The 15,763-nt window shown below is 65.1% G+C and carries 10 protein-coding genes; 6 read left to right on the forward strand and 4 right to left on the reverse strand.

Translation table 11 applies throughout. The features are described from left to right. Positions 1 to 216: 216 nt before the first annotated feature. The 4 genes from ACP7BH_RS11480 to ACP7BH_RS11495 form a co-directional block, all read right to left on the reverse strand. Positions 217 to 2,865, reverse strand: coding sequence for a TonB-dependent receptor domain-containing protein (locus tag ACP7BH_RS11480; protein WP_425985312.1), 2,649 nt, complete (start codon positions 2,863 to 2,865; stop codon positions 217 to 219). 82 nt (positions 2,866 to 2,947) lie between these two features. Next, on the reverse strand, positions 2,948 to 4,465 hold the full coding sequence (locus ACP7BH_RS11485) for a hypothetical protein (RefSeq protein WP_425985315.1): 1,518 nt from the start codon (positions 4,463 to 4,465) through the stop codon (positions 2,948 to 2,950). 791 nt (positions 4,466 to 5,256) lie between these two features. Further along, positions 5,257 to 6,639, reverse strand: a complete 1,383-nt coding sequence (locus tag ACP7BH_RS11490; protein WP_425985318.1) for an ATP-binding protein — start codon at positions 6,637 to 6,639, stop codon at positions 5,257 to 5,259. Further along, positions 6,636 to 7,358 carry a response regulator transcription factor gene (locus ACP7BH_RS11495; RefSeq protein WP_425985320.1) on the reverse strand — a complete coding sequence of 241 codons (723 nt, stop codon included), beginning with the start codon at positions 7,356 to 7,358 and terminating at the stop codon, positions 6,636 to 6,638. Before ACP7BH_RS11495 ends, ACP7BH_RS11490 begins: the two co-directional genes overlap by 4 nt. Before the next feature lie 203 nt (positions 7,359 to 7,561). Here ACP7BH_RS11495 and ACP7BH_RS11500 point away from each other — a divergent pair, with 203 nt between their 5' ends. The 6 genes from ACP7BH_RS11500 (at position 7,562) to ACP7BH_RS11525 (ending at position 15,292) form a co-directional block, all read left to right on the forward strand. Further along, positions 7,562 to 8,740 carry an efflux RND transporter periplasmic adaptor subunit gene (locus ACP7BH_RS11500; protein WP_425985322.1) on the forward strand — a complete coding sequence of 393 codons (1,179 nt, stop codon included), beginning with the start codon at positions 7,562 to 7,564 and terminating at the stop codon, positions 8,738 to 8,740. 3 nt (positions 8,741 to 8,743) lie between these two features. Beyond that, positions 8,744 to 11,920 (forward strand): efflux RND transporter permease subunit, encoded by a 3,177-nt coding sequence (locus ACP7BH_RS11505; RefSeq protein WP_425985324.1) that lies wholly within the window; start codon positions 8,744 to 8,746, stop codon positions 11,918 to 11,920. After that, a complete protein-coding gene (locus ACP7BH_RS11510) occupies positions 11,920 to 13,338 on the forward strand; it encodes an efflux transporter outer membrane subunit (protein ID WP_425985326.1) in 1,419 nt (472 codons plus the stop codon). The genes ACP7BH_RS11505 and ACP7BH_RS11510 overlap by 1 nt, the downstream gene beginning before the upstream one ends. Continuing rightward, a complete protein-coding gene (locus ACP7BH_RS11515; protein WP_425985328.1) occupies positions 13,335 to 14,024 on the forward strand; it encodes a TIGR02466 family protein in 690 nt (229 codons plus the stop codon). Before ACP7BH_RS11510 ends, ACP7BH_RS11515 begins: the two co-directional genes overlap by 4 nt. Before the next feature lie 191 nt (positions 14,025 to 14,215). After that, positions 14,216 to 14,821 carry a hypothetical protein gene (locus ACP7BH_RS11520; protein WP_425985330.1) on the forward strand — a complete coding sequence of 202 codons (606 nt, stop codon included), beginning with the start codon at positions 14,216 to 14,218 and terminating at the stop codon, positions 14,819 to 14,821. Positions 14,822 to 14,911: 90 nt separating this feature from the next. Further along, positions 14,912 to 15,292 carry a BA14K family protein gene (locus ACP7BH_RS11525; RefSeq protein WP_425985331.1) on the forward strand — a complete coding sequence of 127 codons (381 nt, stop codon included), beginning with the start codon at positions 14,912 to 14,914 and terminating at the stop codon, positions 15,290 to 15,292. Positions 15,293 to 15,763: the final 471 nt, after the last annotated feature.

Here is a 15,763-nt window from a genome sequence, read left to right on the forward strand (position 1 = left end):
TCCATTGGCGGAGTTTAGAGATCACGTTTGCGCGCCCGACACTCGCCGTCGCGTCCAATGCGCGCGGCAAGATCACGCTCCTAGACCAATCGGCGTAAGGCGGCTTCACTGGTATGCGACAACCGCGAGAACCTCGCGTGACACTTGCGAGGTCTGCGGATGAAATGTCTTAAAAACGTCAGGGGTCGATACGGGATCGACCCCTGACAGGCTGTTCTAGAAGCGCGCGGTCAGGCTGACCGAGGCGCTGGATCCGAGATCGTAGTTGTTGATCCGTATCTTGCGGCCCTGTTCCTGATATTCGTCGTAGTCGGTGCCGAGGAGATTGCGCAGCTCGATAGCGAGACCCAGGTCCTGCCCGATCACGGTGAAGTCCTTGCGATACACCAGGTCGAGAAACACACCCGGATCCTGAATCAGATCCGGCTCGCCGGGACGGCCACGCGCCGAGGTGCGCTCGGAGACGTAGTTCACGATGATGGTCGCTTGCGACCTGGCCGCGTCATCTTCCCAACCGAACTGAAGATTGGCGACGTGGTCCGACTGGCCCTGCAGGCGGCTTCCATCGATGACATAGAAAGAGGCCGGTTGGGCGACGCCGAGGCTGGACTGGGTCGTGACGGTGTCGCCGTCTTCGACCTTAACCTCGGAGTTGGAGTAGGTGTAGTTGCCCGAGACCAGCCAACGCTTGCTGGCGATGAACGGCAGGCCGTTGTCGGGGAACTCCCAGAACTTCTTGGCCTCCAGTTCGACCCCTTTGACGATGGCCTTGGGGGCGTTGATGAAGGTCTGGGAAATGCTGGCGCCCTGATCGACGACGCTGGATTCAACCGGCTTGTCCAGATCCTTGTAGAACAGGCCGAACGTCACATACTGGTTGCGGGCGAAATACCACTCGTAGCGCGCATCCAGGTTCAGGAACTCGGTGTTCACCAGATAGGGGTTGCCGATGAAGGTCCTGTCGCTTTCGACGTCCGTATATTGCTGCGGCGCCAGTTCGCGGAACTGAGGCCGTCCGATGGTCTTGGACGCGCCGAACCGCAGTTGCATGTCCTCGGCGAAGTTCCAGGTCACCGTCGCCGCCGGCAGCACGTAGCTTTCGTCGATTTCGGTCGGAAGGAAGCCGGTCGCGGCGCCGAACAGGTCGAACGGATTGACGCTCTGCTTGCCGTCCTCGAAGCGGACGCCGAGGTTCAGGTTCACCAAGGGGATGACCTCGGCCTCGACCTGACCGTAGACCGCATTGACCCTCAGATTTGCATCATAGGCCGAGGCGCCGTTCGAGCCCGTGATTTCTTCCAGCTGCAGCGTGGAGCCAATGTTGAAATCCGAGAACAGATAATCGACGCGCGAAAGCTGCTGTTCGGGGGTCAGGCCGTTCGGGGCGATGAAGTGCAGGAGGCGCTGCTGCGACGAACGATCGTTGTCGCTGCTCGCCACGCCCAAGGTGAACTTGGCTTCGCGCGCTTCCGAGAGCGGCAGGGTGTAGCTGACGTCCGCGCCGCCCGAGACGATGGTGTCGTCCAGATTGCTGAACGAGATCCGGTTGGCCTGGAGATTGTGGATGATGTCGCCGGCCGCGTTCTTGCCGTAGCCGAACTGGGTCTCATACGGCGCGTCGCGCGATGTCTTGGCGTAGGCCGCACGCCAGGTGAAGTCCCAGGCGCCTGCCGTGTGATCGCCGGACAGCTGGGTCGTGAAGAGCTGACGGGCGAACCATTCCGTATAGTCGGTGCGGCGATAGGCGCCGCCGCCCAGATCGTCGAAACCAGCGACCGAGCGGGCTTCCTTGGTGACGTTTCGGACGTAGAAATTGGTCCACTTGATCTCGTTGTCGTCGTTCGCCAGGCTCAGAGAGCCGAACAGATTGAGACCGATGTTGTTCTCGTTGGAACGGAACACATAGTCGTCGGCCAGAACCAACTGACCGCTGTCGATCCGGCCGGATTGCCGCACGCCTTGGCGACCCTTCCAGCTGTTGTCGTATCCAGCGACGAAGACCGCGCCTAGGGAACCCCACGGGGTGTCCATTGCGTTTCCGCCGGTCAGGCTGAAGCCGAGGTTCGCCGGGGTTTGCTCCTTCTGGAGAAGACGCAGCGGAGCGTTTTCCAGCGACTGGCCGAGGGTCCTGAGTTGGGCCGCCGTATAGTTGGGGCCGGCCTGGATCCGGTTGCCCGACCTGAAGGCCAGGTCGATGCCGTCGGGAAGGCTGCGGGTGCCGTCGTCGAAGCCCGTAAAGTCGGTGCGCGATCCATAATAGATCAGGTTGTTGCGGCCGGTGAACTCCGTGTCGGCACCCACCGAAGCCTTCATCGTGAAGAAGGGCCGCGTCGGCGTCGACAGGGTCTGAAGGTCGATGACGCCGCCGCCGAATTCACCGGGGAAGCTGGCGGAATAGGTCTTCTGAACGGTGACGCCCTTGAGGATGTCCGACGGGAACAGGTCCAGCGGGATCACGCGTTGCAGCGGCTCGGGGCTGGGAAGCGGGGAACCGTTCAGCAGCGCCGAAGAATAGCGTTCGCCCAGACCGCGGACATAGACGAACCGGCCTTCGACGACCGACAGGCCGGTGACGCGGGTCAGGGCCGCTGCGGCGGTGGAATCGCCCGTTCGCTGCAGGTCCTCGGCCGTGAGGAAGGCGGCCACCTCGGGGCTGGCGCGGTTTGGTTCGGGGATGAAACGGCCGAGAACCACGATCTCATCGACGGTGGACGGCGTTTGATCGACGTCGGCCTGCGCCTGCGCCGCAGGGGTCTGCTCGACGGGAGCGGAGGGGTTTTCGGTTTGTGCGAATGCCACGCCAGGCGCGACCATCGCGCTTGTGGCTAGCAAGACCCCTGTCAGGGTCAGAGTAAGAGTCTTCATGATCTGCGCCTTGAAGGGGGTGTGACGAAAACAGGCGAAATGGGACGAGGACCCGACCGGGTCCCCGTCCGCCTTTTCGTCATCAGCAGGTCGAACCGGCCGCCAGGCCACAGGTCCAGCCGAGGTACCAGGTGTCGGCCGCGTTCCTGACGGCGCCGATGTAGGTGACCGAGGTGAAGAACGGATACAGCGCCGGTGCGTTGGCGGCCGTGACCGCCGTCTCGTTGGCGCCGTTGATGAAGCTCAGATTGGTATTCGCCATGGTCGCGCCCGCCGGAGCCGTCATCGTCGACGTGCCAGCCGCGGTGTTGTTGACGTTGGTGGCGTTGATGAAGACCGCCTCCGTCGCAGCGGCGTTCACGTTGCTGTCGTTTTCATAAGGACGCGAGCAGGCGAAGTAGACCGAGCGGAAGATCGGCGCGTTGGTCACCGTCTGCGCATCGTCGATGTCCAGGCAGGCCGCAGCCGAGGTCGTCGGATTGGTGAAGACCGAGTTGATGATCGACGGCGAGGTGCCGGTGTTCAGAGTGATGATCGCATCGGCGGCCACCGCGGCGTTGCGGCCCACGATCGTGAAGTTCGAGATCTTGGGCTGGGCGAAGTAGGTCGTGCCCGACGGCGCGGCCGACCATTCGAAACCACGGCTGCCGTTGGTCACGGCCGTCGGCCTCTGGGTGACGATGCCGAACTGCGCGCCGCCGCGCCAGCCGGTGTCGGTGTCCAGGCCGTCATCGTCCGCGCCGTTGATCACCAGATAGCTGAGGTTGACGTTGCCGCCGAAGATTTCGATGCCGTCGTCCGACGAGTTGTAGGACTGGAAGTGATCGACCGTGGTGCCCGAGCCGACGCCGGCCAGGGTCAGCGCTTGCAACTCGTTGTTCGGCGAGATTTCGAAGCCGGAATAGTTGACCTGAACATAGCGCAGGCGGCCCGAGTTATCGGCAGGGCTGTTGCCGCCGTAGTTGGCGCTGGTGCCTTCGATCTGACCGACGCAGGCTGCGTTCGGCGCCGTGACGCCCACCGGGCAGACGGCGGTCGGCGCGCGACCGGCGATGACCAGACCACCCCATTGCCCCTGCGACGACGCGGTCGTCGTGCCTTCGACGTTCTGCCGGCTCGTGAAGATGATCGGGCTGGTCGGGGTGCCTTCGGCGAAGATTTGCGACCCGCGATTGACCAGCAGATAGTCGGTTCCGCCCGAGGCGAAGATCTTGACGCCCGCTTCGACGGTCAGGATGCCCTGGGTCGAACCGGCGGTCGGAGCGGCGGCGTCAGGCCCCCGATCGGTGCCGACTTCGGTACGGCCGGAGATCGAATAGATGGTGCCCGCGCGCAACGGCACGGTCAGGGCGCCGAGGATTTGCTGGGGAAGCTGGCAGACGCGAAGGGTGCCGTTGGCGATCAGACCGACGTTGGCGAAGCCCGTGGGGCAATCTGTCGCCGGCGTGCCGTTGCCGGGAGCCGGGGTGGTCGGGCCGCCGCCACCGCCGTTGCCGCCGCCGAAGTCCCCTTCGCCAGGCGAAGCCACCTCGGCCGAGCCGCAGGCGGAGAGGGCGAGAACGCAGGTTCCAGCCAATAGAATGTTGTTCAAGCGAAGCATCGAGATCCCCTGGAAATGTGCACGGGCCACTGCGCATCAGTCTGACGCAGTCCAGCACCCCTTCCGCCGGGTCTATGCTTTTATTGTAATAGACTCATGACATCCGGACTTCTTATTGTTTAATTGTCTTCATGCGGACGGTTTTGGGATTTTTCCAAGCCGCATGATCGTTGGAAGTGTGCGGAATATTCTGCCAACATTAAGGAAGAGAGCAAATTTACTTAATCCGTAGCCTTTGCAATATTCATAAATTTGTAAAAATACACACTGACCAACCACAATCGGAGTGAACCTGAACGTGTCCCTTACGCCGAACTTTGGCGTGCCCCCGACCTGACCTGCGGATCAAAGCCACGTTCTGGGTGCAGAAAGGGTGGACGGGGTTGTCGCGGAAGGGCGAAAAAGCGTCGAAAAAGCGCGTCGAAGTGTACGTAAGCACCGTCAACCAACGCCCTGAAGTTGCATAAAAAAATGCCGTTAGAACAGGCGCGTAGACTGTCCGTGGCGCCGATGATGGAATGGAAAAATTTCTTATTTAATTCAGTTACTTACAAATCTTTGTGTGCATGATTTGCACAAAAAGGTCCTGTTTTCTTACGGGATCGCCCCGACCTAACCCGGCCGCTAAAGTCCCTCTTCGATCAATAAGAACTCCTCGCCAGAGGCATCCGCCTGAGATTTCGTCAGATCTGGAAAGCCCGCCTCAGTACCTTCTCGCGATAAACATCGTGTCACCGCTCCATGGCGCTGGGTTGACCTTGAAAAGGTTTGTCCAAGCTAAATGCGAAGAGCTAGCCAACGTTGGGAAGCGAGATGGAGGCGATGAGGCCGCCGTCCGAATGGTTGGCGAGCCGAACCGTGGCCCCCGAGGCTGCCGCCTGGGCGCGGGCGATGGTCAGGCCAATGCCGGTGCCCCGGCGCCCCGGCGTGGATACGGCGGTCCGTCGGACGAAGGGCTCGAAGAGTCTTTCATCATCAGGATCTGGCAGGCCGGGTCCCCGGTCGCGAACTTCGATCAAAACGCGGTCGCGTTGGACCGAACAGCGAAGTTCGGCTGCCTGTCCATAGGTGACGGCGTTGTCGATCAGATTGTTCAGCGCACGGGCGAGGGCGTTCGGCTTGACGCGGAGACTGCAACCGCATCCGCCGGCGAACCGGACATCGGCGCCGAACTCCGCGGCGTCTTCAGCCAGACTTTCGACGAGGGAGTCGATGTCCACTATCGACCAGGGCTCCGTCGTCTCGTGACTGCGGGCCAGGTCCAGGCCTTCGCTGACGAGGGACTGGGTCGCCATGACGTCGGCCACCAGGCGTGCTCGCAGGTCGTCGTCCTGGACGTGTTCGAGCCGGAGGCGCAGGCGCGTCAGGGGCGTCTGGAGATCGTGGCTGATCGCCGCCAGCAGCTGGGTGCGCTCACGCAGACCCGCGCGGACCCGAGCCTGCATGATGTTGAAAGTCGATAGCGCCGTCCGGACTTCGCTTGGCCCTCCCACGTGAGCGTCTTGGGCGTCGAGCGACTCAGCAAAGGCCGTCGCCGCGTCCGTCAGGCGTCGCAGGGGCAGGGTGACGAACCGGGCGACCAGAAGGGATAGGGCTGCGCTCGCCGCCAGCAGGATCAGCAAGTAGACGGGATTGCGGCTCGATTCGGTGGGCATGACCACCGGGGGCTGGAACATAGCGACCGTGCGCCGGGTGTCGCCCGGCGGCGTGAAGCTGACCAGCCAGCAGTCGAGCTTGAGTTCGAACCCGTCGCCCAGTTGTTCCGGCATCTGCCGCTGAAATCCCGGAGGCAGACAGGCCGCACTCGGCGCCGCTCCGCCTGTGGGCTTGTAACGCGCGCCCATGGCGGCGATCAGCTTGCGTTCCAACTCGGGATCGCGCTGAAACGGCGGCGCCTCATCATGCAGTCTGACGCCCGGATTGGTCTGAACCGAAGCCTTGCGCGCGACCTCCGTCGGCTGGGCCGTCCAGCGCTGCTGAATCTCTGTCGCACGGGCGACGAGTTGGTTCGTTCTCAGAACCTCGAAGTCCCGGCGTCTGGAGCCTTCGGCGAGGGCGAGGGAGAGCACCGCCGCTGCCGTGATGCCTATCGTCAAAAGCACGAAGGTGCGCCCACCGACCGAATCCAACACCCGCCACAGCGCGATCGCCGCCGCCTTGAGGCCCCTGATCACCCGAACACCACGTCCGCCGCCAACACATAGCCTTCGTTTCGGACAGTCAGGATCAGGTCGTCGCCCGGCCCCGCGAGCTTGGAGCGAAGGCGGCTGATCTGGAGGTCGATGGCCCGGTCCCCCGGCGTGACGATCCGGCGGTCGGACATCAGCAAGTCCTCACGGGACAGCACCGCGTGCGGATTGCGCACGAAACGATGCAACAGCCGGTATTCGGCGGACGACAGGATGACCAGCCGACCGTCGGAGGCGACCAGGCGTCTCTGGACCAGATCGAGGGTCCAGTCGCCGAACCGGGCGCTGCGCTTGTTCAATGACGGATCCGGCTCGTCGCCCCGTCGGCGCAGCAGGTTGCGGATTCTGGCCAGCAGTTCGCGCGGCTCGAAGGGCTTGGTGAGGTAGTCGTCGGCGCCCAGTTCAAGACCAAGCACACGGTCGATCGAGGCGTCCCGTGCCGTGACCATGATGATGGCCTCGGTTCGGCCCGCGTTCCGCATCTCCCGGCACAGGTCGACGCCGTCGCCATCGGGCAGGTTGAGGTCGAGGATCACCACGTCGAACGGCTTGACGGAGAGGGCGGCGCGAACGTCCGCGAGGCTGGCTGCGGCCTCGACGTCGAAGCCGGCCTGACGCAGCTGCTGGACAATGAGGTCACGGATGTCCGCGTCGTCATCGACGACCAGGACGGTGGCTGCGTGGGTGGGGGGTGCGGCCGGCATACCGTCGCTTTACGCGCGACGCAGGCCTTTGTCTGCCGGCGGCGGCGTGAGGACATCGTTTGATACACAACGATACAGCGCGACATTCGCTGACATCAATCAGCGAGAACCGACATGCAATCGCTCTGCAACGACATACGCTCCGGTGCGAGGAGACTTCATGCCTCGGCGATCCCCGCGCCGATCGGTCATCGGAGAGCCTCATGAATCCGTCGCCCTGGCGAACCTCCCCGGTTGCACGCGCCAGCGTCATCGGCTCAATCGCGGCCGCCCTTGTGCTGTCCGGCTGCGCCGACAAGGCTCCGCCGCCGCCGCCGACCCCCGAGGTGGGCTTCGTGACCTTGCAGACCCAGACCGTGACGTTGACGACCGAACTTGCCGGTCGGACCGCAGCGGTCAACGTCTCCGAGATCCGCCCACAGGTGAACGGCATCGTGCGCCGGCGTCTGTTCGAGGAAGGCGCCATGGTCCGTGCGGGCCAGGCGCTCTATGAAATCGACTCCCGCCTCTATAGCGCCTCCCGCAACCAGGCGGCCGCACAGCTGGCCAGCGCGCGCGCCCAACTGGCCGCCGCCGACGCCGAGGCCAGGCGCTACGAAGGCCTGACAGACATCGACGCCGTCAGCGGACAGGCGGCCGACAATGTCACCGCCACCGCCCGCCAGGCCCGGGCGGCTGTGGCCCAGCAGGAAGCGGCCTTGCGGACCGCCGAGATCAATCTGGGTTTCACCCGCATCACCGCCCCGATCAGCGGCCGGATCGGTCGCTCGCTGGTGACCCAGGGCGCGCTGGTGACCGCCAGTCAGGCAGACGCCCTGGCCGTCATCCAGTCCGTCGATCCCATGTATGTGGATGTCACCGAATCCAGCGCCCGCATCCTAGAGCTGCGTCAGCAGTTCGCCAGCGGGGGCCTGAGCGCGGCCAGCGCCAGTGTGACACTGGTTCTTGAGGACGGCTCCGAATATCCGCAGTCCGGCGTGATCGCCTTCACCGAACAGGTCGTCGACGAGGCCACCGGGTCGGTCACCATCCGCGCCCGCATCCCCAATCCGAACCGCCTGCTGTTGCCGGGGATGTTCGTTCGCGTCCGCCTCGGCGAAGGCGTCGTCCAGAACGGCATCCTCGCGCCCCAACAGGGCGTTACGCGGAGCACACGCGGCCAGGCGGCCGCCATGGTCCTGACCGCCGACAACAAGGTCGAGCAGCGCAACATCACTGCCGACAGGGCCATCGGCGACCAGTGGCTGGTCACCAGCGGCCTGAAGGCGGGCGACCGATTGATCGTCGAGGGCACGGCCAAGGTCCGACCTGGACAGGGCGTGAAGGCCACGGCAGTGACCCTGGGCGCCCGCGCCGCGACCACCACGCCGGCAGGGCGGTAGGCGATGATCAGCCGCTTCTTCATCGCACGCCCCATCTTCGCCTGGGTGCTGGCCATCGTCATTATGCTGGCGGGCACGGCCTCCATCTTTACCCTGCCGATCGCCCAGTATCCGGACGTCGCCCCGCCCACGATCAGCGTCAGCGCCAACTATCCCGGCGCCTCGGCCGAGACGCTCGAAAGCAGCGTGACCCAGGTGCTGGAGCAGCAACTGACCGGCCTGGACGGGATGCTCTATTTCTCGTCCAGCAGTTCCTCGGCCGGACAGGCGTCGATCACCGTCACCTTCTCCAAGGGAACGGACCCAGACACCGCCCAGGTCCAGGTCCAGAACAAGGTTCAGCAGGCGCTCAGCCGCCTCCCCTCCCAGGTCCAGCAGCAGGGTATTCAGGTCTCCAAGCGGAACTCGGACTTCCTGCTGATCGTGTCGCTCTACGACACCACGGACCAGAGAGGCGCTTCGGACACCGCCGACTATCTGGTCGCTAACTTCCAGGATCCGCTGGCCCGTGTGTCCGGTGTCGGCTCCAGCCAGGTGTTCGGCTCCCAGTACGCGATGCGCATCTGGCTGGATCCGTACAAGCTGCGCAGCGTCCAGCTGATGCCGTCCGACGTCACCGCCGCCATTCAGGCCCAGAACACAGAAGTCTCGGCGGGCCAGCTCGGCGCCGCGCCTTCAGCCGCCACCCAGCAGCTGAACGCAACCGTCACGGCGCGCTCTCGCCTGCAGACGGTCGATCAGTTCAAGGCCGTCATTCTGAAGACCCAGAGCAATGGCGCCATCGTGCGACTGGGCGACGTCGCCCGGGTCGAGATCGGCAGCGAATCCTATGGCACCAACGCCCGCCTGAACCGGCACCCGAGCGCCGGCATCGCCGTCCAGCTTGCACCCGACGCCGATGCGCTCGACACGGCCAAACTGGTCAAGGCCGAGGTGGCCCGTCTGTCGGCCGGTCTGCCTGACGGTTACGAGGTCGCCTATCCTCGCGACAGCACCGGCTTCATCGAACTGTCGATCCATGAGGTGGTGAAGACCCTGATCGAGGCGGTCATCCTCGTGGTCATCGTCATGTTCATCTTCCTGCAGAGCTGGCGCGCGACCCTGATCCCGGCGATCGCCGTGCCGGTTGTCTTGCTGGGCACCTTCGGCGTCCTCTACGCCTTCGGCTATTCGATCAACACCCTGACGCTGTTTGGCATGGTGCTGTCGATCGGCCTGCTGATCGACGACGCCATCGTGGTCGTGGAAAACGTCGAACGGCTGATGGCCGAGAAGGGGCTCTCGCCGCGCGCGGCCACGATCGAGTCGATGGACGAGATCAGCGGCGCCCTGATCGGCATCGGCCTGGTGATCTCGGCGGTGCTCCTGCCGATGGCCTTTTTCGGCGGCTCCACCGGCGTCATCTATCGCCAGTTTTCGGTCACCGTCATCTCGTCCATGCTCCTGTCGGTGCTGGTCGCCCTGGTGCTGTCGCCTGCCCTGTGCGCGACCCTTCTGAAGCCCAGCCATACCGATCCGCTGGAGAGAAAGGGCATTGGCGGCAGGTTCAATCGCTGGTTCGACACCACGACCAACCGCTATGTAAAGGGCACGCGATCAGTGATCGGGCGCAAGCTTGTCTTCCTGGGCGGCTACGCCGTCATCGCCCTGATCATGGCCCTTCTGTTCGTTCGCCTGCCGACCAGCTTCCTTCCGACGGAGGACCAGGGTCAGGCCATGATCCAGTGGACCTTGCCGGCCGGCGCGACCACGGCGCGATCCGAAGCGGTCGGCCGTCAGGTCGAGGATTACTTCCTGAATCAGGAAGCGGACTACACCCAGGCCGTCTTCGCCATCAACGGCTTCAGCTTCGGCGGCGCCGGCCAGAACGCCGGCCTGGGCTTCGCCTCCCTGAAGGATTTCGACGACCGCAAGGGCGAAGACGCCTCCGCCGACGCCGTGACCGGACGAGCCACCGCCGCCCTGAGCGGCGTTCGCGATGCCCAGATCTTCGCCCTGACCCCGCCGGCCATCTCGGGCCTTGGGCAGAGCAACGGCTTCACCTTCCAGCTGCTGAACACGGGCGGCCTGTCCGAGACCGAGTTCAAGGCGCGGCAGACGGCGCTGATCGCCGCAGCCAGCCAGGACCCCTTGCTCAGCGCCGTTCGCGCCTCGGCGCTTCCGGACACGCCGCAGCTGAAGATCGATCTGGACGAGACCAAGCTGTCGGTCCTGGGGCTGAGTTCCACCAATGTCGCCAACACCCTGAGCACCGCCTGGGGCGGGTCCTACGTCAACGATTTCGTCGATCGCGGCCGGGTCAAACGGGTCTATGTTCAGGGCGACGCCCAGTATCGCTCGGCGCCGGACGACCTCTACGCCTGGGGCGTGCGGGGAACCGACGGAGCGATGACGCCCTTCTCGGCCTTCGCCACGACCCGCTGGGACACCGGGCCCGCCAGCCTGGCGCGCTTCAACGGCCAGGGCTCCGCCGAAATCCAGGGCCAGGCCGCAGCCGGCGAAAGTTCGGGCGTCGCCATGACGCGCATGGCCGAACTTCAAGCAGAGCTTGAACCCGGCACCGGGTTCGCCTGGAGCGGCCTGTCCTATGAGGAACAGCAAAGCAGCGGCCAGGCGCCCTTGCTCTACGCCCTGTCGATCCTCGCGGTCTTCCTGTGCCTCGCCGCGCTCTACGAGAGCTGGTCTGTGCCTCTGGCGGTCATCCTCGCCGTGCCGCTGGGCATTCTCGGCGCTGTACTGGCGGTCACGGTGCGCGGGCTGGACAACAACGTCTATTTCCAGGTCGGCCTGCTGACGACCGTGGGGCTGACCGCCAAGAACGCCATCCTGATCGTGGAGTTCGCCGAGGCCAACTACCGCTCCGGCAAGGACGCCATGACCTCGGCGCTGGCCGCAGCGAAGATTCGCCTGCGGCCGATCCTGATGACCTCGATCGCCTTCATCGCCGGCTGCGTGCCTTTGGCCATCGCAACCGGAGCCGGCGCGGCCAGTCGCGTGGCCCTGGGGACGGCTGTGATCGGCGGCATGCTGACGGCGACCTTGCTGGCGATCTTCTATGTGCCGCTGGCCTTCGTACTGATCACGACAACGATGGAGCGGTTTTCGAAGACTCCCCGCGTCCATGACCGGCGTGGCGATGAGACAGGGCCTGACGTCGCCCGGCCCGAAGGAGCCCGATGATGAAACGCCTCCTCGTCGTCGCCGTCTCCCTCTCGGCCTTGTCAGCCTGCAACCTCGCGCCCGTCTATCAGCGACCGGATCCGGCGATCGTCCAGAGCTTCCCGACCGGCCCCGCCTATGGGCCGCGATCGGAGGCGCAGCTCACGGCCTCGTGGCGCAGCCTGTTTGACGACGCGCGTCTGCAGACGCTGGTCGGCCGGGCGGTGTCCGACAACCGCAGCCTGCGACAGTCGCTGGCCCAGGTCGAATCGGCGCGCGCCCTCTATCGCAGCCAGAGGGCGGCCCAACTGCCCTCGCTGAGCGGCGGACTGAGCTCCAGTTTCAACGGAGGCTCCGCCTCGGTCCAGGGCGACGAAAGTCATCAGGCCAGCCTGAACCTTGCCAGTTTCGAGATCGATCTGTTCGGCCGCCTGCGCAACGAGACGGCCGCCGCCTTCGAAAGCTATCTGGCCACCGAGGCCGGCGCCCGCTCCGCCCACGTGACCCTGGTCTCGGAAACCGCCAGCGCCTGGCTGGCCATGGCCGCCGATCAGGACCTGTTGCAGCTGGCGCAAGACACGGCGACCAGCGCCCGGCGGTCCCTGGACCTGACCCGGACGCTGAACGAACGCGGCCTCGTCAGCCGCCTGGACGTCGTGTCCGCCGAGCAGGTCCTGTCCCAGGCGGAGGCCGACGTGGCGGACTTCACGCGCCAGGTCGCCCAGGACCGGAACGCCCTGACCCTGCTGGCCGGCGGGCCGGTCGAGGACGCCCTTCTGCCCCCCTCGCTTATGGCGCTCGATCAGGCGATCGGCGTCCCCGCCGCAGGCCTGTCATCGGACGTGCTGCTGGATCGCCCCGATGTGTCCCAGGCCGAGCATCAGCTCCGAGCCGCCAATGCCGACATCGGCGCGGCCCGGGCCGCCCTGTTTCCGACCATCAGCCTGACCGCCCTAGCAGGCGTGATCAGCCCATCGCTAGCGGGCCTGTTCGACGACGGTGAGGACACCTGGACCGTGTCTCCTTCCGTCACCGCGCCGATCTTCTCGCCGACCGCCCGTGCGAACGTCGCCTATAGCGAGGCACAGCGGGATGCAGCGGCCGCCGGCTATCAGTTCGCGGTGCAGACGGCCTTCCGTGAGGTCGCCGACGCCTTGGCACGCGACGGCACGATCGACGCCCAGCGCGCCGCCCTGTCCGCCCAGGCCGCCTCGGCGACCGAAAGCCTGACCCTGAGCGAGGCGCGTTATCGGGCCGGGATCGACGACTATCTATCCACTCTGACGGCGCAGCGTTCAACCTATGCCGCCCGGCAGGCCGAGTTCGGCATCGTGCTAGAGGATCTGCTGAACCGGGTGACCCTGTATCAGGTGCTCGGCGGCGCGGCGGAGGATTGGGCGGCCGCGATGTCCGATCCCACTATGGCGTCGATCCCATGACAGAGACGCTGAATGCTCATAAGGGCCTGGCGTTTGACGCCCTGAGCTTTTCCCAGAGCGGATTCGAGATTCAGCCGCGTTTTCCCACGCCGTTTTTGGTCGCCCCGGTCAACGAGGCCGCCGAGCTGAAGCCGCACCTGTCACAGATCATCCTCGCCCATGCTTCGCGGATGTCCGGCGTGGCGAGAAGCAACGCGGGCGGGTGGCAATCGGATGCGGACTTCGCGGACTGGGGCGGTCCGGCGGCGGAGGTGCTGCTGACGGCCGCATGTCATCTGGCGACGCTGTTCACCGCCGTTGAAACCGACGACGGCCTTTTGGAGGGCGCGCCCGCCTGGCGGGTAAACGCCTGGGCCAACATCAACGAGCCGGGCGACGCCAATCGTCCGCACCATCATCCCGCCGCCTTCTGGTCCGGCGTCTATTGGGTCGACGACGGCGCTGAGGACGAGGACATTGAAGTGGGCGGCGAGTTCGAGATGCAGGACCCGCGAGGCGTCCTGCCGGCCTTCTACGCCCCCCGGCTCAGATATGCCGTGCCCGGCGGTCTGACCGCCGGTCGGGAGGATTTCTTCACCCCGCGCGCGGGCGTCCTGGTGATGTTTCCATCCTGGCTTGTCCACGCCGTCCGTCCCTACGCCGGCACGCGAAGGCGCATTTCCGTAGCCTTCAACCTGTCGGTTTGACCCCGTCGTCATCGTCACCCCTAGCCGCTGGAGTCCTTATGCGAATGGCCTTCCCCCACAGAGCCTCGGCAGTCCTCCCGCTTGTCGCCGCTCTCGCCGCCTGCGCCAGCGGGCCGCCTGAACCACAGATGGGCGCTGCGTCCCATCCTATACGCGCGACCTTTTTCGTAAGTCCGCACGGCGAACCGTTCGTGTCTGAAATGGGCCAGCCGTGGCCTTCGGCAGACTGGTTCATCGGCGCTGATGAGAACCTCGACGGCGAGGTGACGTTTCAGGAATTTGCGGCTGATGGGCAGCGTTGGTTCGGCCTGCTCGACCTCAACAGCGACGGCAACCTGAACCAGGGCGAACTCAGCGTCTATGAACAGTCCCTGCGCCAGGTCGGCGCCCAGTATGGCGGCCGCCCCGGACCGCGCGGCGCCGGACGCCCCGGCCTGCCCGGCAGGCCGCGCAGCGGGCCGCCCCAGGCAATGGCGCAACTGCAGGACCGGCCGGGCGGCGGTGGTCCGCCAGGCGGCGGCCCGCCGGGAGGCGGCCCTCCAGGGGGCGGGGCTCGCGCCGAACCTCGCTACCGCCCCGATGGCTATGGCGTCATCGCCGACGGCGGATTTTTCAATCTGCCCCAGCCCGTCAAGGCTGCTGACGTGAACCTCGACCAACGCGTCACGGCCGAGGAGTGGGCGACGATGATCGAGCGCAGGTTCATCGCCCTCGATACCGATCGCGACGGCAGGCTGATGCTGGAGACCCTGCCAAAGACCCCTCTTCAGGCCCAATCCGAACGGCGTCGTCATTGACGGTCTCGGCGCCCGGCCACGCCCGGGCGATCGTATTGCTCCCCCCAGTTTACCCCCCGGGGCTCCGGCCCCATTCCCCAGGAGACCACCATGCGTAAGATTCTCATCGGCCTGTCAGCCGCAGCACTGACTTTGGGCGGGTTCTCGCTTGCAGCTACCGATCTGCAAGCTCAGGCCAGACCCGAAGCCCGCGAGCAAAACCAGTCAGGGCGCGACCGTCACGATAACGGCCGTCAGAACGAGAGCCGTCAGAACGAAGGCCGCCGCGATACTCAATCGTCAAACTCTTCGCGCTACGGCAACTGGGACTCGCGTTGGGGCGCTCGCCCGGCGGCCCCGCCGAGCCACTTCTCCCGCACGTCCGACTGGTACCGGCACGTCCGGGCCTGCCAGCAACGCTACCGGAGCTACAACGCCCGCACGGACCGCTACGTCCCGCGTCAAGGGCAGACCGCGATCTGCCGCCTTTGATCAACTCGCCATGCCTGGGTGGGCAGTCCCAATATTTGTCTCACCCAGGCGTGGCGGCCTGTTTAGCGCATCAATAGACATCAAGTCACACACGCCAGCATCAAGAGATTGATACTTATAGGATATCCAATACACATCAGCTGAGTGTGCAAGATTTTGTGTAAGTTTGAGCGCGCAGTTATAGGGGCTCATGCTACGGTATCCGCCGTTCATGAGGCCCGCGACTGCGCGGGATTGGGTGAGAAGTCAGATGCCCTCCCATGGACTGCGATCGCGTGCGTGATGACCAGCTTGATGGCGCCGATGTTGATGCTCAGGGTCATCGGTCCAGCCCCCTCGTTGGCTCTGGCTTTGCCGAAATCGATGAAAAGCTGCCTATCAAGTTGGCCCTGTTTCTCTCACCCCAGCCGCGCCCTGAGCATCTTTAGTGTCGTCGCCTTCGACCGCCTCGGGGCCTTTCCGACCGCGCGA

Source organism: Brevundimonas sp. TWP2-1 (genome assembly GCF_049897645.1).
Lineage (GTDB): Bacteria > Pseudomonadota > Alphaproteobacteria > Caulobacterales > Caulobacteraceae > Brevundimonas.